This is a genomic window from Paenibacillus amylolyticus (assembly GCF_047302515.1).
Taxonomy (GTDB): Bacteria; Bacillota; Bacilli; order Paenibacillales; family Paenibacillaceae; genus Paenibacillus; species Paenibacillus amylolyticus_G.
In genome coordinates this window covers 941,351-962,743 of record NZ_CP168019.1, presented here as the reverse complement: position 1 = coordinate 962,743, position 21,393 = coordinate 941,351, and the positions used below count along the sequence as shown (strand labels likewise).

20 protein-coding genes are annotated in these 21,393 nt (G+C 46.0%); 8 read left to right on the top strand and 12 right to left on the bottom strand.

What is annotated here, in order from left to right; translation table 11 throughout:
• The first annotated feature begins 179 nt into the window (after positions 1–179).
• The gene (locus ACDJ59_RS04140) at positions 180–500 is read left to right on the top strand and encodes a hypothetical protein (protein WP_413407774.1); all 321 of its coding nucleotides are present in this window, start codon (positions 180–182) and stop codon (positions 498–500) included.
• A 227-nt stretch (positions 501–727) separates the two neighbouring features.
• Here the strand turns inward: ACDJ59_RS04140 and ACDJ59_RS04135 are convergent, their stop codons facing one another.
• The gene (locus ACDJ59_RS04135; RefSeq protein ID WP_413407773.1) at positions 728–1,435 is read right to left on the bottom strand and encodes a metal-dependent hydrolase; all 708 of its coding nucleotides are present in this window, start codon (positions 1,433–1,435) and stop codon (positions 728–730) included.
• A 275-nt stretch (positions 1,436–1,710) separates the two neighbouring features.
• On the opposite strand from ACDJ59_RS04135, the gene nirB reads away from it, so the two are divergent.
• From nirB to ACDJ59_RS04115, 4 genes are all read left to right on the top strand, one after another.
• Positions 1,711–4,140 carry a nitrite reductase large subunit NirB gene (gene nirB, locus ACDJ59_RS04130; protein ID WP_413407772.1) on the top strand — a complete coding sequence of 810 codons (2,430 nt, stop codon included), beginning with the start codon at positions 1,711–1,713 and terminating at the stop codon, positions 4,138–4,140.
• 57 nt (positions 4,141–4,197) lie between these two features.
• Complete coding sequence (nirD, locus tag ACDJ59_RS04125; protein ID WP_249912119.1) at positions 4,198–4,524, top strand: nitrite reductase small subunit NirD; 327 nt, start codon at positions 4,198–4,200, stop codon at positions 4,522–4,524.
• Positions 4,525–4,573: 49 nt separating this feature from the next.
• Positions 4,574–5,356 carry a formate/nitrite transporter family protein gene (locus ACDJ59_RS04120; RefSeq protein WP_413407771.1) on the top strand — a complete coding sequence of 261 codons (783 nt, stop codon included), beginning with the start codon at positions 4,574–4,576 and terminating at the stop codon, positions 5,354–5,356.
• Positions 5,357–5,564: 208 nt separating this feature from the next.
• A complete protein-coding gene (locus ACDJ59_RS04115; protein ID WP_413407770.1) occupies positions 5,565–6,194 on the top strand; it encodes a YfbR-like 5'-deoxynucleotidase in 630 nt (209 codons plus the stop codon).
• Here the strand turns inward: ACDJ59_RS04115 and ACDJ59_RS04110 are convergent, their stop codons facing one another.
• Positions 6,195–7,004 (bottom strand): response regulator transcription factor, encoded by an 810-nt coding sequence (locus ACDJ59_RS04110; protein ID WP_413407769.1) that lies wholly within the window; start codon positions 7,002–7,004, stop codon positions 6,195–6,197. It abuts the gene before it with no gap.
• Positions 7,005–7,008: 4 nt separating this feature from the next.
• The gene (locus tag ACDJ59_RS04105; protein ID WP_413407768.1) at positions 7,009–8,895 is read right to left on the bottom strand and encodes a cache domain-containing sensor histidine kinase; all 1,887 of its coding nucleotides are present in this window, start codon (positions 8,893–8,895) and stop codon (positions 7,009–7,011) included.
• Positions 8,896–9,063: 168 nt separating this feature from the next.
• On the opposite strand from ACDJ59_RS04105, the gene ACDJ59_RS04100 reads away from it, so the two are divergent.
• The 3 genes from ACDJ59_RS04100 (at position 9,064) to ACDJ59_RS04090 (ending at position 12,167) form a co-directional block, all read left to right on the top strand.
• Complete coding sequence (locus ACDJ59_RS04100) at positions 9,064–10,368, top strand: ABC transporter substrate-binding protein (RefSeq protein WP_244898192.1); 1,305 nt, start codon at positions 9,064–9,066, stop codon at positions 10,366–10,368.
• Between the two features lie 100 nt (positions 10,369–10,468).
• Positions 10,469–11,341: a carbohydrate ABC transporter permease gene (locus ACDJ59_RS04095; protein WP_017687164.1), complete on the top strand. Its 873-nt coding sequence runs from the start codon at positions 10,469–10,471 to the stop codon at positions 11,339–11,341.
• Position 11,342: 1 nt separating this feature from the next.
• Positions 11,343–12,167: a carbohydrate ABC transporter permease gene (locus ACDJ59_RS04090; RefSeq protein WP_133385583.1), complete on the top strand. Its 825-nt coding sequence runs from the start codon at positions 11,343–11,345 to the stop codon at positions 12,165–12,167.
• 161 nt (positions 12,168–12,328) lie between these two features.
• Here ACDJ59_RS04090 and ACDJ59_RS04085 read toward each other — a convergent pair whose 3' ends face one another.
• Genes ACDJ59_RS04085 through ACDJ59_RS04045 form a run of 9 tightly spaced genes read right to left on the bottom strand, consistent with a single transcriptional unit; the run spans position 12,329 to position 21,369 of the window.
• Entirely contained in the window at positions 12,329–13,657 is a 1,329-nt protein-coding gene (locus ACDJ59_RS04085; protein ID WP_036668528.1) for an MFS transporter, read from the bottom strand.
• Positions 13,658–13,677: 20 nt separating this feature from the next.
• Positions 13,678–14,313 (bottom strand): TetR/AcrR family transcriptional regulator, encoded by a 636-nt coding sequence (locus ACDJ59_RS04080; protein WP_413409718.1) that lies wholly within the window; start codon positions 14,311–14,313, stop codon positions 13,678–13,680.
• A gap of 60 nt (positions 14,314–14,373) precedes the next feature.
• Entirely contained in the window at positions 14,374–15,141 is a 768-nt protein-coding gene (locus tag ACDJ59_RS04075; protein ID WP_047843824.1) for an ABC transporter ATP-binding protein, read from the bottom strand.
• Positions 15,142–15,153: 12 nt separating this feature from the next.
• Positions 15,154–17,487 carry an ABC transporter permease gene (locus ACDJ59_RS04070; protein ID WP_413407767.1) on the bottom strand — a complete coding sequence of 778 codons (2,334 nt, stop codon included), beginning with the start codon at positions 17,485–17,487 and terminating at the stop codon, positions 15,154–15,156.
• A gap of 35 nt (positions 17,488–17,522) precedes the next feature.
• Entirely contained in the window at positions 17,523–18,263 is a 741-nt protein-coding gene (locus ACDJ59_RS04065; protein ID WP_413407766.1) for a thioesterase II family protein, read from the bottom strand.
• A gap of 25 nt (positions 18,264–18,288) precedes the next feature.
• Positions 18,289–19,173, bottom strand: a complete 885-nt coding sequence (locus ACDJ59_RS04060) for a hypothetical protein (RefSeq protein WP_017687157.1) — start codon at positions 19,171–19,173, stop codon at positions 18,289–18,291.
• Positions 19,170–19,433: an acyl carrier protein gene (locus tag ACDJ59_RS04055; RefSeq protein ID WP_017687156.1), complete on the bottom strand. Its 264-nt coding sequence runs from the start codon at positions 19,431–19,433 to the stop codon at positions 19,170–19,172. The genes ACDJ59_RS04060 and ACDJ59_RS04055 overlap by 4 nt, the downstream gene beginning before the upstream one ends.
• A 15-nt stretch (positions 19,434–19,448) precedes the next feature.
• Complete coding sequence (locus tag ACDJ59_RS04050; RefSeq protein WP_413407765.1) at positions 19,449–20,528, bottom strand: HAD-IIIC family phosphatase; 1,080 nt, start codon at positions 20,526–20,528, stop codon at positions 19,449–19,451.
• Positions 20,518–21,369 carry a 3-hydroxyacyl-CoA dehydrogenase family protein gene (locus tag ACDJ59_RS04045; RefSeq protein WP_211080858.1) on the bottom strand — a complete coding sequence of 284 codons (852 nt, stop codon included), beginning with the start codon at positions 21,367–21,369 and terminating at the stop codon, positions 20,518–20,520. Before ACDJ59_RS04045 ends, ACDJ59_RS04050 begins: the two co-directional genes overlap by 11 nt.
• Positions 21,370–21,393 lie beyond the last annotated feature (24 nt).

Sequence of the window (21,393 nt, the reverse complement as noted above, 5' to 3'; positions counted from 1 at the left end):
CCACAACTATATCAGTTGGACACATTTACACAGAAAGGTTATTCTGTCATTCGGAGTGGCAAGTGAAAATATTTTTTTAGTTCAACGTACGTAGATTAATAGGCCGAACATTATAGGGAATTACACATAAGATACAATAACGGAAGATGAATTAAACACCAAGCAGCGGGGGACCTGTTATGGCAGTGAGAAGGAATGGAAAATCGAATAAAGGTTCCAAAAAAACAAATGCCGCAAACACCCTTCTCAATGGCAACCTTAAAGGAAGAAATCTGGAACTTATCGTTGCAGCATTACTGGTAAGTGGGAAGTTAAGAGTGGATGCGGTCACGTTGTTTCGAGAAGCTACACTGGTCGTTGAACTGGTCGGTCAATATAAAACGCTTCAAAAGGTCACACCCTCGAATTCAGACAAATTGGTGCAATTCCTAGATGAAACTGGTGCTGATATGACGCTAGATGATGTTATACGGGCTTTTCAGCAAAGAATAAATTCCTGAATAAGGTGAAATGAGGTTGGGATGATGTCTGACTTTGATGGAATCGGCTTCGCCGAACTATTGATTGGGGTGATCCTTGTATTGTTGTTTGTATACGGTTCTACAGATATAGAAGGTTTGTCGAGTACGCCTACAACGAGTTGACCACATAACCCTCTCCACATGGATTGCAGCCATGACTTGAACAAGGAAATACCAGTCCTTATGCAGGACTGGTATTTTGGACATCACAAAAATAGCGATGAGAACGCGAACCACGCCAAAATGAGTGTGAGCACAATGCAGACATTCTCCACAACGGCTCCATGCTTCGTTCCTGTGCTCATCAGATTGGCTCGTATGCGGAACTTAAACGGTGGCAACGGCCGAATGCCCCGATTGGTTAATGAATCGGCCAACAGGTGCATAACATACGCCGTACCTCCCGCTACCCAGATTTCCGGTCCCTGCTGCTGGGTCGTGCTGTAAAGTAAGCCAGCCCATATCGCAGTTCCATAAAAGGTATGTGTTAATCCCCTATGGGTTAGCGTGGTGCACAGCATAAGCAGGCTGCCTGCAATCAGATTCCACGGGGCAAATGCGTGACCGTAGAACACCAGACCGAGTCCAATGGCAAACATCAACACTTTGCGAAGTGAACGCGAAGGCAGGAATGACACGAGCGCAATAAGGATTGCAAGCAACAGGTTCCATGGTTTGGCATGAACATAGAAGTACACAAATACAGCTGTGGGCAACAGAATCGTCTGTAACAACCTGATCAGACTATTAGGCAAGGCTCTGGATACCAGCAGCGAATTTGGCTCATCAATGTCAGGCAATAACGAACCAATGAGAGCAACCGTAACTGCCGGTGCAGTCACCGGCATACCGGCCAACTGCAGAACAGAAAGCGACACGCCTGTCCCGATAATAAGGTGGGATCTTCCCATCATGATGCAAAAACGTCCTTTCGAAGAAATCGGGAACAATACGGCCCAGTTCCGATTTTACAACGAAAACAAAATAAGAACAATAGTTCGCATTTCTTATTTGTATGAAAATAAATATCACTTTCTGTGATGGGGCTCACACTATTATATTTATGACTCTTCTATCTTTATTAGTGAATTAAATCACATAAACTGTCGTCAACTACTTGTATAATTTCAAATATAAACCACTAAAATTGTTGGTAATGTACAGCGTCTATCCAAGGAGGCATACACACATGAACGGAAAAAAAGAGAAACTCGTTATCATAGGTAACGGAATGGCAGGAATCAGTACGGTTGAACAAATTTTGAAATTAACTACGCGATTTGATATTACCGTTTTTGGCACAGAGCCCTATCCTAACTACAACCGCATTATGTTGTCTTATGTACTGGAAGGAAGCAAAACACTGGACGATATCGTGCTGAACGACCTTCACTGGTATGAAGATTACGGCATTACGCTGCACACAGGCACAACGGTTACACGAATCGATGCCGAGACACACGAAGTTGTGACTGAAGATGGAACTCTCGTTCCTTATGACAAAATCATCATTGCGACTGGCTCCAACTCCTTCATTCTCCCTGTACCAGGACATGACAAAGAAGGTGTTGTCGGTTTCCGCGATACCGCCGATTGCAATGTCATGCTGGAAGCTGCTAAGCAGTATAAACGAGCGGCCGTTATCGGGGGCGGACTGCTAGGCCTTGAAGCTGCCAAAGGATTGGTACAACTTGGCATGGAAGTTACTGTAGTGCATCTGATGGAAGATCTGATGGAGCGTCAGCTTGATCCACAAGCTTCAGCCATGTTGAAGGCAGAACTCGAACGTCAGGGTATCCGGTTCAAGATGGGTGCGCAGACTTCCGAACTGCTGGGCGGCGAACGCGTTGAAGGGATACGTTTTGCAGATGATACGGTTCTGAATGTTGATTTTGTGGTCATGGCTGTAGGCATTAAACCCAATACGGCTGTAGCCCGTGAAAGCGGTATGGAAGTGAACCGGGGTATTGTCGTGAATGACTATATGCAGACTTCACTTGAGAATGTGTACTCGGTCGGGGAATGTACAGAGCACCGCGGGGTATGTTACGGCCTCGTTGCCCCATTGTTCGAGCAAGGTATGATTCTGGCGAAACATATCTGCGGTGTGGAGACCGCTCCTTATGAAGGTTCAGTTGTATCCACGAAATTGAAAATTTCGGGTGTAGATGTCTTTTCAACCGGTGAATTCATCGACAGCCCAGAGCACACCGTCATTTCGCACAAAGATGACTGGAAACGGACTTACAAAAAAATTCTGCTTCGTGATAATAAAATGGTCGGCGCTGTTCTCTTCGGTGACATTACGGATTCTGCCGAATTGCAGAAACTGATTAAAAATCAAACCGAAATGACCGAGGAATTGTATGGTTCACTCATGGGTACAGGCTGCGGCGGTCATAAGAAAACCACCTCTGTAGAAATGATGGCGGAAGACGAAATTGTCTGTGGATGTAACGGTGTAACCAAAGGAACCATTGTTGATGTCATTACAAATCAAGGACTTACCAGCGTAGATGAAATCAAAGCCTGTACCGGTGCAACACGCTCTTGCGGTGGGTGTAAACCGGTTGTGGAACAGATTCTGCAATATGTACTTGGAGACAGTTTCAGTACTGGAGCCAAACAGGGCATCTGCGGATGTACTTCCATGGGTCGAGATGAAATCGTAGCCGAGATTCGTGAAAAAGGATTACAAACGACCAAAGAGGTCATGAATGTACTGGGTTGGAGTCAACCTGAAGGTTGTTCCAAATGTCGTCCGGCGATCAACTATTACCTTGGCATGATTGCACCGGATACTCACGAAGATGAGAAAGAATCCCGTTTTGTTAATGAACGTATGAACGCGAATATTCAAAAGGATGGAACGTATACGGTTGTACCTCGGATGTATGGCGGGGTGACTACACCAGCGGACCTCAAACGTATCGCTGACGTTTCGGTCAAATATGATGTGAAAGCAGTCAAAGTGACTGGCGGTCAGCGTCTCGACTTGATTGGTGTCAAAAAAGAAGATCTAACTAAAGTCTGGGCAGAACTGGATATGCCTTCAGGTTATGCATACGCCAAATCGCTGCGTACAGTCAAAACATGTGTCGGTTCCCAATTCTGCCGATTCGGTACACAGGATTCCATGGCCATGGGTGCTCGCATCGAACGTAAATTCGAACGTCTGGATCTGCCAGCCAAGTTTAAATATGCTGTCAACGGTTGTCCGCGGAACTGTGCAGAAGCATGTACCAAAGATATCGGTATCGTAGGTAACGACGGCGGCTGGGAGATCTTTATCGGCGGTAACGGCGGTATTAAAGCGAGACTTGCTGATTCCCTGTGCAAAGTAAAAACGGATGAAGAGTTGATCGAACTGTGCGGCGCCATCATGCAATATTACCGCGAGGCAGGTAACTATCTGGAACGGACTTCCGAGTGGGTGGAACGCATGGGCCTGGAGCATATTCGTTCGGTTGTTGTGGATAACCTTGAGGAACGTAAAGCGTTGATGCAGCGGATTGAATTTGCACTTGAGCATGTTGAAGAACCTTGGCAAAAAGCGATTCGCAATGAAGAAGGCCAAAGTAAAATGTTCCATGGAATCGAAGTATCGGCTCGTCCATAAGTAAGCTCGCAAGATAATACTGCCGGAATGTTAAATATAGATAAGGAGTGATTTAAGATGACGACAAAACAATCAGGCACCTACTTCCCTGCCGGAGTAGTTGAAGAATTCCTGCCACGAATCGGAAGAGTAGTTGAGATTAAGGACCATCAGCTTGCTGTCTTTCGTGCATCGGATGGTACCATCTTCGCCGCTGATAATCACAACCCCCACCCCAAGGGTGGGCCGCTGGCTGAAGGCATCGTGTCCGGGCATTATCTGTACGATCCGCTGTATGATTGGAAAATTGACCTGACTACCGGTGTTGTGCAAGCACCCGACAATGGGCAAGTGCAAATGTATCCGGTGAAGGTAGAGAACGGCCAAGTCTGGATTGAAATATAGCTCCATCGAAACGTTCAAAGATTGATGCAAAATAATGGGGGAAACCGTGATGTATACACCAAGTGTCGAGGGAATTATTGAAGCTGCGGTTAAAAAACGGGATCAGATGAACTCAAATCTTTCACGCTACATGGTTGCCGCCTTAATGGCGGGTGCCTATGTAGGGCTTGGCATCGTACTGATCTTCAGTATCGGTGCTCCGCTCCTTGCGGCGCAGTCACCACTGCAAACTATGTTGATGGGCATGTCCTTCGGACTCGCGCTCACGCTGGTCATTTTTGCCGGATCAGAACTTTTCACAGGTAACAATATGTTCTTTACCATGAGTACGCTGGCTGGCCGAACCACAGTGAACGAAACGCTGAAGAACTGGGGGCTCGTCTTTGTTGGTAACCTGCTCGGCGCAATTCTATTAAGTCTACTCATTGTCGGTAGCGGTCTGTTCAAAACGGCCACACCGGAACATCTGTTATTCGTTGTCTCTGCCAAAAAGATGGCGGCGCCTGTGTCTGAGTTGTTCTTCCGAGGCATTCTCTGTAACTGGCTCGTCTGTCTGGCGATCTGGATGGCAGCTCGCTCCAAAGAAGATATCGCCAAAATTGCTCTCATCTGGTGGTGTCTATACGCCTTTATTGCAAGTGGGTATGAGCACAGTGTTGCCAATATGACTTTGCTCTCTTTATCCTGGCTGCTGCCAAACCACCCGGATACCATTACTCTGGCAGGCTGGTTCCACAACATGATTCCGGTAACGCTTGGTAATATCATCGGTGGTGCCCTCTTTGTTGGAATGGCGTACTGGTATACTTCTCCGGTACGTAAAAAGGCATAATAGTTGATCTATTGCACTTATCTACGTTAGGTAGCATAACATTTGCACAGATGAAGCCACGATGGATGACGAACTCACGTTCAGTCACCCATCGTGGCTTTCTGGCTTCATTTTACATTCAATGTATACATCGTTAATCCGTGGTTAATATAACTGAAGTATAGTCAGTGTATACGCCCACCTAACTTGTAAAGGATGATCTCTTCTTATGGGAATTCATACGTACTTCAGGTCACTGAATGATCTTGAACGTATTATTCGTACACCTGGCAAATTCAAATTCGAAGAACACAGCGTATCCGCTCATTCCTGGAAAGTGGTACAGTACGCCAAAACGCTCGCAGATATTGAGGAGCAACATGGAACCACAATCGATTGGAAGAAGTTATACGAAATCACCAGCAGTCATGATTATGGCGAAATCTTCATCGGTGATATCAAAACACCCGTCAAACATTATTCACTGGAGCTGCGTTCGATGCTGCAAAAGGTGGAAGAAGGCATGGTTGAACATTTTATTAATGAAAATATTCCTGAAGAGTTCCAGTCTATATTCCGCAGACAGCTGCGTGAGGGCAAAGACCAATCGGTTGAAGGACTGATTCTCGAAGTCGCAGACAAAATGGATCAAGTATATGAAGCCTTTGCTGAGCTCCAACGTGGCAATACGGAGAAAGAATTTATCGTTATGTACCGTTATGCCTTGGTCAAAATCAAAAATATCGACCTCCACTGTGTGCAGTATTTCCTGGAACAGATTCTCCCCGACATGATCGAAGAAGGTATCCGCTCCCCGTTTGATATTCGCAAAATAACCGAAGAAGCTCTGGCCCAATGATCAGCTCAAGTCAACATGGTTCTCATCATCCATGGACAGGGCTTTTTTTCGTTCTTGCAATTGCAGTCGATACTCGCTAGGGTACATGCCCGTTTTGTTTTTGAAGATCCGGCTGAAATAGTGGGAATCACTATACCCTACCGCTCCACCAATAGTCTTGATATCCATATTCTCGTGAGTGCCGAGCATACGCTTTGCTTCATTAATCCGCAGACCTGTCATATATTTCAGCGGAGTCTCGCCCGTTACTTTCTTAAAACACTTTCCCAGATAGTCCACACTAAAATGCAACTGTCCCGCCATGTCCTGGAGTGTAATCTCATGCATGTAATTCTGCTTCAAATACAACTTAATGGCCTCTGCGATATCCTCTGGCTTCACCTGCTCATCCAGCACGGCACTGACATGGGCAAGCGAATCCACAGCGCTCCCAAGCTTCAATTCCATCGCATCCAGCAGTGTACGAAGCTGTTCTTCCGATAATGGTTTGAGCAGATAATCCTCCACCTTGTAACTGATCGCCTGCCGTGCATATTCGAATTCATGATAACCACTCAGAATGACAATTTTCACATGCGGATAGGCAAAATACAGATGTTTGGCAAGTTCCAATCCATTCATCACCGGCATCTGAATATCGGTTACAACCAGATCAGGTACGGACTGTTCGATCAGCTGTAACGCTTCCTGACCGTTCCGCGCTTCACCGATCACCTCGAACCGGGTGTCCAACTCTCTGAATTTGCGTGAGACATTCCGGCGAATCAGGGCTTCATCTTCCACAATAATCGTTCTATATTTGATTGTCACGGGTTCAGTCATGCTCCTTTCGAATGGAACCACCTATGGTAATCTGGACACCGCCGGAAGGCTTGTTCGTGATCTGCATGTGGGCTGCCGTGCCATACCATAATTTCAATCGGACCCAGATATTTTTGAGTCCCATGCCGTTAATTTCAAGGTCAGGCATACGCTCCCACTCCTGTGACTGTTCGATGTAATGCATGATCTTGGCAAGTGCCTCGGGTTCCATGCCAGGTCCGTTGTCTTCCACGTGGATCTGCCAGGTCTGCTGCACTGCATCCATATCTCCAGTAATATTTAGTTTCCATGGAGGGGTATCACCCAATCCATATTTCATGGCATTTTCGAGTAGTGGTTGTACCATCAGCATCGGAACCTGGATATACTTCATCTCTTCCGGAATATGAAACTCGTAGTGTAGATCATCCTCAAACCTAATCTTCATACACTCCAGATATCGTTCACAATAATCCAATTCTTGAGACAGGGGAACCCCGTTCTTACCCGGAGTAGAAATATAACGCAGCATAGACGCAATATTGGCGCAGAACGCGACAATCTGCTCATTCATGCCCTCTTCCGCCATGATGCTAATATTAGTGATGTTGTTATAGAGAAAATGCGGGTTCATCTGGGATTGCAGCGCCAGTAATCTCGCTTCTGTCTCCTGAGATTTCATCGCCAGCCTGTCCTGAAACGATTGCACAAGCTGTTGATTCAGCCGGATAAACGTATCATTCAGCTCATCCATCTCCCGAATAGAACCGGGATGCTCCAGCTTGAACAACTGACCCGAATCCTGACCCGATAGCAGATCATTCTCACCCGTTTTGAGAATAATGCGCTGCAAACGATGCAGCGGCAAAGTAACCCGTTTGGAGATCAGATACGAGAGAATCAGAATCAGCATGAGAGTAGCAAACGTCGCACCGATAAACATCACAGCCATCCGGTTGAGACTCGCAAAAAGGGACTGTTTGGACTGCATGACAATAACGGTCCATCCCGTCTCCTGTGACGTCATGTACGTCATCATTTGTTTGGACTGACTCAAAGGATCGGTGGTCTCCTGCATCGTATCAGGCGGAAATGAAAGATTTTGAATCAAGTCCACATCATCGAAATGGCCTGCTGGAGAAGCATCGGCATCCGAAGAAAGTGGAAACAACCTTGTATTTTGTTCATCCACTACATAGATCCGAAGATCGTCGTTATTTGTCTGCAATTCATTCAAATGCTTAAACAGGGTTCCGGCATCCTGCAAAATCTCAACGACGCCTTGGCTGACATAATTGCCATCTTTGTATACACGGGTAAGAGAAATGTAGGGTTGATCCGATTTCCCCTCACCGGTCGGCATGGGCAAGGCTCCGCCCTCTAACAATTGGATCACTCGCCAGCCACTCCGCTCCCAGGTTTCCTTGTACCACGGTCGCTGAGTCAGGTCTACCGACAGTTGACCGTTGAATGCACCCGCTCCCAGCATCTTGCCATTCACATCATAGATATTGGCCTGTTTGGCTGTATTGGAGCTGCTGATGATCGCGAGAATGACATCAATTAGTGTGGTTGTATCCTTATACAATGCGGGGTCACTCGTCATTGTCTGCTCGCTATCCTCCGCTGGTGCCAAGTAGTGACTGAAGTGTTCTTTGACCAGATTGGAGTACACAATATTCATGGAGAAGTTGTTCATTTTCACCACTTCCTGATCCAGGTTACTGACGATTGATACCCCCAGTTGTCTCTGCTGTTCTTCACTTCGCTGACGAATGTCACTTGCGAGAAAAACATACAGAAGCCCCGCCACAATCAGCGAAAAGATAATAAATACCGCAGAGTAATAGGCAAACAGACTTTGCTGAAGCGTTCCAAATCGATATCGCAATTCCCTCACACCTCGTCCTATGATGATATCTGTCACACCATTCGAAAATGTCCACCCAACAGAACGCTTTTGTCTATTGAGCACATCCCTTGTTCGCAGTAAAGTTATCCACATAAGAATACGCTTACATTAAGCGTTTCGGCAAGTGACAATTTTCTTTATATTCCGGGAGGTTCAATGATGAGAAAACGATTTCTATTTTCGCTTGCAAGTGTGCTCCTGCTCTCCACTCTGCTGCTTGCCGGGTGCAACTCAGGTAAAAGTACGGAAGGTTCGGGTAAGGTGACTCTCACGTTTGGAACAAGTCAATCCGGTATTCCGCGTACAGGCATCATGCAGACGATGGCCAAGGAATATGAGCAGGAGACGGGTGTCAAAATCGACTTTCAGGTCGTACCCGACGCACAGTGGCGTGACCTGATCAAGGTGAAGCTTGCCTCTGGCGAAGCACCTGACATTTTTAATGTCGATGTGGACCCACTGAGCATGCCGGCTAACGTAAGACCGGAGGAAAATGCCATTGACCTGACCAATGAGGAATTCACAGGTCGGATGTCTGAAGAGATTTTGCCAACCGTCAGTCACAATGACAAGGTGTACGGGGTTTCTTTTGCGCCAACGAAAATCTGGTATGTGTACTATAACAAACGTATCTTCCAAGAGCTCGGCATAGAGCCTCCTACATCCTATGCCGAATTCAAGGCAATCAGCCAGAAAATTAAGGATAAAGATATTATTCCGTTCTATCAGGCACCTGCCAGCGGGTGGTATCAGGTTCTGCCTTTGTTCGAAACGGGGCCTAACTATGAGCAAACAACAGCGGGAACCTATGAGAAATTAAACAATAATGAGATGAAAGTAGCTGATATGACACAGCTTAAGACGGTCATTGAACAGTTGAAAGAATTTGCGGATCTCGGTTATTTCGGCAAAGACTTCTTGTCCAATACGGTAGAAGCGGGAATTGAGGCGTTTGGTCAGGAGAAAGCGGCTATGCTGCTGCGGGTGCCAGGGACGGAAAAGGAAGTTTCCGAAGCGTATCCGGAAATGGAAGACAATATGGGATTCTTCGTCATGCCGTGGGGAGATAATCAAACGATTGGTGTGAATCCGGGCGGATCGGCTGCGATGTTTGGTAACAAAAACAGTAAACATCCCGAAGAAGTGCTGAAATTCTTCCGCTGGATTACCGAGCATGATCATCTGCAACGTGTGTTCGATGAAGGTGAAGGCAACCTGACGATCTGCTGGCCGGAAATCGAACCAAAGCTGACACAGGATTATATTGATTATGAGAAAAATCATGAAAAAGGTACGGTCATGCAGGCCGCTGTGAAATATATCGATCCACAATGGATGGATATTGGCAAGGACTTATCAGGTATGTTCGCCGGTGCAATGACACCGGATCAGATTCTGCAAAACATTGATAAACGCCGGGCTGAACAAGCCAAAGTGCTGAAAGATGAGAAGTGGCAGTAACAGCGCATATTTCAGATAAATATAAACGCTGAACAGCGTTACATGCAGCGGGCATTTGCCCGCTTGTGTATTTTGGCAGGAAGGAAAGGTGTTACGGATTATGAATGCAAACAAAATCTATCCCTGGTATTTCTCATCTGGAGCGATTGTGTTATATCTGCTGTTCATCGTCGCTCCCGCCCTGCTGGGCATCTATTATTCCTTCACCGACTGGAACAGTTATAGTTCGGAGAAGAACTTTATCGGTCTGGAGCATTTCCGCACCATTCTGGCGGGTGATCCGACCTATCTTCTTTTTATCAAAAATACAGTCCTGTTCACCCTCGTTACATCCATCGCCAAGACGGTTCTCGGCTTGTTTCTGGCCCTGCTGCTGGTCAGCGGTGTAAAGGCCGCCAATCTGCATCGGATGATCATCTTCTCCCCACAGGTGCTATCGTTCCTCATTGTTGGGCTTGTGTTCAAAAGTCTACTCGATCCCAACAATGGGTTCGTTAACGTGACCCTGCGTTCCATGGGACTGGACGTTCTCGCACAGAATTGGCTGGGTTCCCTGACCTGGGCCATGCCATCCATCATGGCAGTGGACACGTGGAAAGGCATGGGGTACATCATGGTGCTGTTCATCGCCGGACTGCTCGCCATCCCCCGCGATTATTACGAGGCAGCATCCATTGATGGCGCCGGGTTCGGGCAGAAGCTGTTCCGAATCACGATTCCGATGCTGATGCCTACCATTACCATCGCCACGGTGCTTAATATTACATATGGGCTGAGAGTTTTCGATGCCGTATACGTGTTAACCAATGGTGGCCCCGGTAACGCGACAGATGTGATTAACACGGCGGTCTATTCCTCTTTTGCCAAAGGGTATTGGGGACTGGGAAGTGCGCTATCTACCATTCTGTTTGTCATCATGGCGATCATCTCCTTTTTCATCATTCGTTTGATGAACCGAAAGGTGGAATACTGACATGCGATTGAGAAAAAGACTCGCTTCCATCGGGTTAAATGCTCTCGCCTGGCTGCTCAGCCTGGTGGTCCTGATTCCTTTTGTCGTCATTGTACTGAATTCATTCAAGTCTGACGCCGAGGCCAAAGTGCTTAAACTGACGTTGCCCGAGAAGTTTATTTTCGAAAATTACAAAATCGTCTATGAACAGGGACATTTGGGCGGTTCTTTTTTCAACAGTCTGCTGCATTCCGGGGCCTCTTCCCTGCTATTGGTGTTTGTTGTGGCCTTCTCAGCCTTCACGTTATCCCGCAACCATTCGAAGCTCAGCAAGTTTCTGTACTTTTTCCTAATTCTTGGTATCACACTGCCGCTCAACTACATTCCGCTGATGGAAGTCATGAAGTCCATGGGTATGATCAATTCACATGTCGGCATGATTCTGCTATATACGGCTATGGGTATTCCAATCTCGCTGTTCATTACGTATGCGTTTGTGTCTAACATCCCGAAGGAGCTGGATGAAGCCGCGATCATGGACGGATGTAATGGGATCAAGCTGTTCCTGCGAATCATTGTACCTTTGTTAACCTCGGTGCTGGTAACGGTATTTGTTCTTAATTTCCTGAGTGTCTGGAATGAGTTTACTGCCCCACTCTATATGCTGAATACAGTGGAGATGTGGCCGATGACGCTGGCTGTATATAACTTCTTTGGACAATTCAGTGCCCAGTGGAATCTGGTCAGTGCCGATATCGTGCTCACGTCATTGCCTGTGTTGATTGTGTTCCTCATTGGGCAAAAGTATATTGTAGGCGGACTAACTTCAGGGGCGGTTAAAGGGTAAGCTCCACCGACAATCCAAATACACAAACACTCTTGTCTAAGTACGTCTTCTGACTCCTCAGCACAAAAAAGCCCTTGTCTGCTCATCGTGTGAATAACTTCTTCGTACAGAAGAAGTATCACACGCTGCTGCGGACAAGGGCTTACGCTGTTGGATTCGAATTAATCGTGCGCCAACCCGCCAACATCGGATGGAGCTGTTATATCTGGGCTCTGCTCCAGAGATTTGATCATTTTCAAACGGGATGTGATTATTGCGATCAGAATAACAAACAGACCCGCGATGATAAACAGAAAGGCAATACCTCTGCCTGGCCCAGTTCCAATAATTTGACCAACAGACGAAGCCAGTGCTCCCCCCTCCATCAGTAACGGATTAAACACATGGTCGGCCAGAAAACCAGCCAAACTGTACGCGATAATAAACCCGAGTTGTGACAGAATACCAATGATTCCCCATACCCTGCCCTGCTTATCGTTGGCGATATTGTTTCGCACCAGTACATCTGCGCTCATATTGACAAACGGCAGTGATGACAGGAACAGAAAACCTGCGAAGATAATAAAATAAATGTTAGTGGATATCCCCAGAAGTGAAAAGGACAAACCGCACAAAATCAGACCCATCACAAGCACACTTGCGTATCTCTTTGTTATTGTAAATATGCCGATGCACAAGCTGCTAATCAGCATGCCGATGGCGCTAACAGACTGAAACGTTCCAAGTGTCTTTGCATCCGTGAATGACAGAAGCATCGGACCAATGAGTGTCTCCAGGAATCCCAGATAAAAGGTGACAAGTGAAATAATCACCACCAGCAACAGTACTCCCTTGTTGGTTACAACTTCTCTCCAGCCCTCTTGAATATCGGTGATCCAGTTTTTTCCTTCTCGATCCTCTCGCTCCACCTTCATGCTCTTCCGAATAACCAGCACAGCCAGAATGGCAACCAGGAATGTCAGAATATTAATGACCAGAATGACTTCAATGGTTGTTATACTAAGCAGAATGCCCGCAATGATGGGTGAAAATAGAAACTTCGATGATTCAGCCAGTTGTACAAGACCGCTTCCTTTTGAGAATTGATCCTTATCCAGCAGATCCGTAGCAGAGGCCTTATATGCCGGGCTCTGCAACGCGGAAAACACCGAACTAAAGGCCACTCCCACATAGATATGCCATAATTGGATATCACCTGTGAGCATAATGGACAGAATGAAAATCAAACCGGCTGCCGACCCCAGGTCGCCGATAATCATCATCGTTCGACGGTCGAATCGGTCGGCCAGTACCCCTCCAATAGGTCGAAGCAGGATATTCGGCAAAAACGTGAATAAGGTAATCAATGCAACACTTGTTGCTGTATTCGTTTTTTCGAAGGCATACACCCCCAGGGAGAAGGCAGTAAGTCCAATCCCAATCATGGAGATGAGCTGACCGAACCATACGACCAGAAACTTTTTAAATGATTTTTGAACGGTATGTTCCATGGATGATACTCCTTTCTCGGCTAACCTTGATTCGGAAAATAAAGACGAGTGACGTAGGCGAAGCTTCCTTTTTCTGCTCCCAGCACACGTTCCATAATATGTGTGAATGCTTCAACCTTTTTTTGGAGTTCTTCCTCCTCCCATTGAAAGATGCCTCGATCCAGCAAAAATTGTGACGATACGAGCAGGAATTCGATGGATTCCTTTGGGTTAGGTGTATGAAATACCCCCTCCTGAATGCCCTGCTCTACCACCTCGGCCAAGATGGGACTTAATCGAATTACCGTCTCTACAAGACTCTTTTGGTGCATCTCCACATTATGAACACTGTGCAATTGCTCGATGAGATCATGTTTTCTGCCGTCTGGCTGATTCTGCGCCATCATGATGCGAAAAATTTTGTCATGGGCGTTCAGTTTGGGGTTGGACACCACGTGCCTGGCTGATGCCTCCCCGCTCAGAATAAAACGCATAACGATGGCGTTCATAACCTCTTCCTTGGATTGAAAATAATAATAAAATGTACCCTTGGCAATGTTGCACGCCTGTAGGATATCCATGACCGTAGCTTTGGTGTACCCCTTTGTTATGAACAGAATCTCGGCGGCATCCAAAATCTCGTTCCTGCGTTCTTCCGGGTTTTTGATCAGTCTCATATCCTGGCCTCCGATACGTTCGACCGACTGTCGGTCTATTGTAGTCATGGAGTTCTTTTTTTAGAACCCCATTTCAGTCAACCATTGCGCCAAATGGCTTTCCCTTGTTTTTAGATCCTGACGCTCTCTTGCATATTTTCCAATATTTCTGTCTGCAACGAGCTTACCGTCCATCATAAACAGTACACGTTCCGATCTGGCAGCGACTTTCACATCATGGGTCACCAGGAGAATGGTTGTACCCGTTGCATTAATATCGCCCAGAATATCCATGATCTCATACGTTGATTTGGAATTCAGCGCCCCCGTTGGTTCATCGCCGAATAAAATATCTGGATTATTAATCAGCGCACGGCAGATGGCAATCCGTTGAAGCTGTCCGCCTGAGGCTTGGGTGATGTTATGCCCAGCCAGCTCATCAATCCCCATTTTTTTCATTAATGACATCGCCCGTGTATTAATCGTTTCTCTGCTGCTATTCTTGGCCAGATACGCGGAAAGTACGATATTGTCTAATAGATTCAGATTCTTGAGCAGATGAATATTTTGAAAGATGAATCCCATCTTGGTCAAACGTAGACTTGCCAGATCCCTCTCCTCAAATGCCGATATTTTTTTGCCATTAAAATAGACACTTCCAGCACTAATCTGATCCATACCACTTATGTTGTACAGTAAGGTAGACTTGCCTGAGCCAGATGGCCCCATGATGGAAACAAATTCTCCCTTTTTTAATTGAAGGTTGATATCTTTCAAGATGTTATGTTCTTCATTCTCGCCGATCGCTACGGATTTATTCACGTCTTTAGCCTCAAGTATAGTTGTCATCGTTGATCCTCCCTATTCGACAATCATTTTGGATATGCTCGTTTCCTTGATCGATTGGATGCTTATCCATGCTGTTAGTACAATCGTGCCTGCAAGTAACAATGGACACAAAACATATGCCTGTAACGGGTTAACAACAAAAACAATATTGGAAGCACCGAACGTCGACATAATGGCACTAACCAGCAACGGACCCAACGTATTGGACAATATCGTTCCAGTAACAACCCCTAAGATTAATATGACAAGTGACATCACGACATACTTGAACTTGATTTTAGACAAGGCAAACCCGAGACTTCTTAGTACAGCAATGTCGTTGTTGTCCTTGGCTACTAACATCTGAAGGAACAGTGCTGTAATTAAAATAGATATGAAGACACCGATGACCAAGGCCAGCATCGTCACCAATTTCAATTGTTCGATGGTTCCGCCTAACGTCTGATCCAGATAACCTTGAAGATCGGTTACTTTGGCTGGCGAGAAAGCCGCCTCATATTCAGCAATTTTGGTAGCCATGTCCCCGCGATTATTCAGATCCAAACTAACCACGTACCACAACACACTATCCTTGTTGTAGGGCAATAAGGCCTTCGCCGTTTTTCCACCATTCGTAACGTCCTGGTATATTCCACTGACCGTCATCATCTGGTCCTTGCCATTAACCAGCAAGGTAAGTTGCTCACCAGTCTTCAGGCGCAGCTCGCTACTGTTTGCATCAGATAACGCAATTTCATTCTCGGTTGTTGGCGCATTACCGCTAACATAAGACAATGGGAAAATACTGAAATCCCCAGTTTCTACACTCAGATTGTCGTAACTTCCTTCCGCATTTTTAATCTTGAACTGGCTTGTTACCAATGGGGAATACGCTTTGATGTCTTTATCATTTTGGATCTGGGCAACCAGATTGTCATAACGCTGCTCCACATCGTCTGTGTGCCTCAAGTCAATGCGAATATCACTTTGTCCAACACCCATATAAGAGATAAAACTTGGCGCCTGCAAAGTGTTCAGGAAATTGACCGGCACAATCATGATAAATGAACTGACTACAAAGACGAACAACAATAATCGGAACATCTTGATTCGCTGTATCACTTCCTTCAGACCAAGAAAGACAGGTACGGAAGACCAGCGATTGCGGGACAAACTGAGCCGGTTTCGAATGATCTGCGTATCTCCCAGGCTCCCGGTACGGAGAGCATCCACCGCGGAGATGGAACGAAAACGCCGCAGTACCGTTCGACAGAACAGAACAACCATGGCAAATATTATTCCAGCGGCTAATAACGGAATCGCGAAATGCAACAGGGTTGCAGGTGCTTTTCCCATATACAACATGATGTTGGAAACAAATAGTCTGTTAACGCCAAGTGATGCAATGTAACCAAGCACGGATGCAAATCCCGCCATAAATACATACTTCATCAGATACAGTCTCTTAATATCCTTCTCTGCGATCCCTATCGCTTTCATGACACTAATCTCACGATAATCTTCTTCGATGGTCGCAAGCATTGTGAATCGGATACAAAGCATCGCAATCAGAATCAGCACAAGACTGACCAGAATAATAACGGCTGCAATAACTCCGTCGGTCATGGCATTCAGTACCTGGAACAGCCCATAGGTTACGACTGGACCCGCGTTGGGAAGTCCGGCATTTTGGTAAGCTTGGGTAAATTCACTCGTCAGTCCGGGATCCGTCAACCGGAATTCGATGAGATACTCCATCTCTCCGATGCTCTGCTTCAGTTCCTGCAAATTCCCTGCACTCACAATAAAACGTTTGGAGTGCACAACCGATGGATTCATCTGAGCATCACGGACAAAATCAACGATGGTGTAAGAACGCTCAAATTGACCATTATCGATCCGAACCTGGTCGCCCACGCTCAATTTTTTTTGCTGCATGTAATATACCGGAACCGCGATCTCGCCATCGTTAACCTGAATAATCTCACTGTTCAGATTCAACAAATAGTCGAAACCCTGATTTTGTGTAACAAAGTCAATGTCCATAACGCTGTTCTTTTCGGACTCTGCTCCGAGAAACAGATTAGAGCCGTCAATGTTGACCATTTCCACAATCTGATGCTGCTGGACCATGGCATTTTCTTCAGCCCATGTGTTCACTTTGGCCTGATCGAGTTCTCCGGCATGCATTTGCACAAAGTGTGGTGTTTTGGATTCAGAAAATAGATATTGGATGGAACTCGTCAGTTCCATAATCATTCGTGACCCCGAAGATACCAGCAAGGCGGCCAGCAGTACAAAAATAAATAACGCAGCGGTAATCCCTTTTTTTCTCGTTATATCGTTTCTCAGCATTCGTAGCAGCATATACGAACATGGCTCCTCTCATCTACAAGTTGTTCCTATTTAGCTGGAGTCATAAAGCTTGTCAGACAGTGCGCCACCGTTGAAGGTTGATGCATCATGAACATGTGAGCACCCTCTTTGATGGTTTGAAGCTTCATGGATGTGCCAAAATATCGGCCCCATCTCAACGCTGATTGAAGGGTAACAGTACGATCCCGTTCTCCCCACAGATACAATACCGGCAATGAGAGCGGCTCATATTCAAGCGTTGCTGCAGATTCCAGCATCCTGAAATCCGCCCGGATGACGGGCAGAAAATAATTCAACAATTCTTTTTCATGTATCAGTTCTTGCGGGAGAGCTTCATAGGAAAACAGATGATCAATCAGATTTTCGTCTGACATCCGATCATAATTCTGCATCCCGCATTCGTCAGGCGTGTTGCAGGCAGATAACACAAGACGTAGCGTTTTAGCTACATCTGGACGTTCCTGACATAAGCGTTGTGCAACGAAGTAGGCTGTAATCCCTCCCAGACTATGTCCAAATAACAGACTGCCGGGCTGTATAACATCCAGCAGCTTGCTAGTATACAGTTCTACGAGTTGCTGCATATGCTCCAAGGGTGTTTCGGTGTTCAGACCATGACCCGGGGGCGTAAACGCCCAAATTTCCGTGTCATGAAGGTACGGCACTAGGGGCTGAAAACTGTTGGAGTTGCCACCGAGATAAGGAAAACAGACCATTTGTCTGTTTCCCTCCCCCTTTTGTAGCTGCTCCAAATAGATCGGTTCCATCACTTATCCACCACCATAACCAGGCTTACTTTCTTTCCAGAACATATGCAGGGAATGTCTGAAGTGAAGTATCCACATTTTTACGCTTGAAAATGACATGTATGACAATAGCCGATATTGCAAAAAAGAAGAATTGCATAATTTGAACTTGCGGATTAAAGTAGTACAAATCAATTTGACTTCCTGTGGCCACAAGCCAGAATGCAAGCAGATAAAACAGAAGTGTACCTTTGGTTGCATTGAAGATATAACTTTGGAACACGATAAATGCCATAAGCTGAACAACGTAGTATATGTAAGTGGTTGAGGTGCCAAAAGAGGAAATCAAGTATCCCGGAAGCACCCATAATCCGAACAACAGGCCGGTAATCAGACCACTTGTTATATTATTTTTTAACTTCCCTTGCAAGAATGGAAGCAAAAATCCGATCCAGCCAAACAGCCCACCAATCAGCCCCGTCTCCTTGATCAGATTCACAATCCCCAACCAGATCATTTCAGGTACACTATATGTCAGTTCAGGGACCGGTATGCCGAATAACAAGGAACCAAAGTGCATTGTTGATGCAAAGATGATGGAAATTCCAATAATGAGCGGTATCCAGAACAGGTCCTGTCTGCGCGGAACCAGCTTCATAAACATTCCTTTTAATGCTTCCTTTCCGCCCATCACATAACATGTAATTAATCCGGCAATGGAAGGTGAATACAGAGCAACGATCGCAAGTGGATGCATCAAGGTTAACTCACCTGTTATGGGTACAATAAAATCCGCAAAGAACATGAACAAACTTGCGATTCCATAACAAGTGCCAAAGGAAATCCCCAAAAACAAATACATATATTTGTTGGACGGGCTGGTTGCCGGACTTGTGACTGGACGAATGGATGCCTGATTAGCTGTAATCATAGTGCCGCCTCCTTCTCAGTCAACTTTCTCTCAATAAGATCATGCAAACGGTTAATCGTGCAGAAATTAGCCAAATCCAGATCTTCATTTGCTATCTCAATCTGGAATCTACGCTCTACAAAGTCCACCAAACGCATCGCAAAGAGCGAATTGACGAACCGCTGCTCAAAATAATTGTCATTATCATTAATTTGAGTGTCCTCATGATCCATGGTGAGGTTGTTCCCGATAAACTCCCGAATTTCCTGACGATAATCCACTGCCCTTCCCCCTTGTTATTGATGTTGCCCCTCGGGCACAAAAACCTCAATGTAATCTGGAAACTCTACAGCCTGCTGCAAATCATGATAAAACAGTACTCTTCCTTCCTGATCTGCAGATTGCTGCTTGAAACCGGCAAAGCGATAGCTGATATTCATCATTCGGTTCCTTCCGGTATCTTTGAAGTCCGCAAGCATCTGTTTGCCCTGCTTCTGAGCTTCACGCATGATATACGTTAGCAGTACACTCCCTGCTCCCCTGGACATCACTCTGCAAGACATCAGAAGCATGTTTAGCCGCCATACTTTCTGCTGCATGTGAATAAGTGCAAGCCCAATTTTGCCATACGTCCCGTATTTGTCTTCGAGTTCACACACCAATAACATATGGTCCTGCGAGATCATCAGTTGATGCAGCTCCTCGTAACTGTAGGTAATTCCCGTTGCATTTAGTTGATTGGTGCGAACGGTAAGTTCCTCTGCACGTTGAAGATCATCCTCAGTAGCCTCGTAGATGGAAAATTTCATGCCGAGCGTAGCCAGAAATTGTTCTGAAGGTCCCTCATACTGTTCCTCAGCCTGTTTACGGAGTGTATCCGCCTGATACATCTGCCTTCTGCACGCAGAGTCGGCTGTAATGAATCGAGGCATCAGCCTTGGGTCATCAAGCATGGTTTCATATTGATCCGCATGAAGTACCTGGATGTCAGCATGTACACTTTGCACTTCTTCCAGTTCAAAAGGTTGATCATCCACAAACAGAATGGCATCCATACCGATATTAATGTTCTGCTGAATCCGCTGAACAGAGACGGATTTTGCATCCCAATGGATTTCGGGATACAGAAAATATTCGGCGATGCCCAGTTCGTTTAGTTTCGCCCAAGCCAGCTCTGCATCATTTTTACTGGCAACAGAATGCAAAATACCTCGCTGGTCCAGTTTTTCAATCACCTCCTTTAAGCCCGGCTTCAGTTGCACATCTGCAGATTCAAGCAAGACCCCATCCCATATGGTGTGGTCCAGATCCCAAACGATACACTTGATATCCTTGAGCTTTTCCATGGTCATGCCACCCTTCATCTTAGTAGGCATAGAATCCTTGACCCGTCTTCCGCCCCCACTGTCCTGCATCAACCATTTTCTGCAACATCGGACAGCATCGGAATTTGGGGTCCTGATAACTGTCGTATAATACTTTCAATGAATGCACGACCGTATCCAAACCAATCAGATCCGCCGTCTCCAGCGGCCCCATCTGATAATTGAAGCCCTTCTTCATAATGGCGTCCACCTGCTCGGGTGTAGCGATTCCATCCTGTACAATGTACGCCGCTTCATTCATTAACAAGTGCGAGAGGCGATTAGAGACAAACCCGGGCAGATCCTCTATAACAACTGGACTTTTATCAAGAGTTTCCAAAAACGCTACCATCTCATGTTCCGTACCCTGTGTTGTATGATGTCCTTTGATCACCTCCACCATGGATTTAACAGGAACCGGATTCATCAGATGCACCCCAATGACTCGACCTGGGTCAGGCAAAAATGAAGCGAGCTTTGTCACGGAAATACAGCTTGTATTTAGCGCAAATAAAGCATCCGGACGAACCTTGTGGTATAGTCGTGCGTAAACTTCCTTTTTCAACTCCAGGTTCTCGGTTACATTTTCAATAATGATACTTGCCTCTTCCACACCTTCATCTTGTGTCTGGAACGAGATTCGTTCCATGATCTGATCCAGGGGCACCTGACCGTACCCTTGCTTCAGAAAGCAAGCTGAACGATATTCACGACGTATAACATCAGGGGCATGTTCGATGACCGACGCCGAAATATCCTGCAAAATTACACGATAACCAGCCCTCGCGACATCCAGTGCTGTGGCGCATCCCATCACCCCTGCGCCAATAATTGCAATGAGTCGATTATGCATACCTAATCACCTCCTTATTGAGCT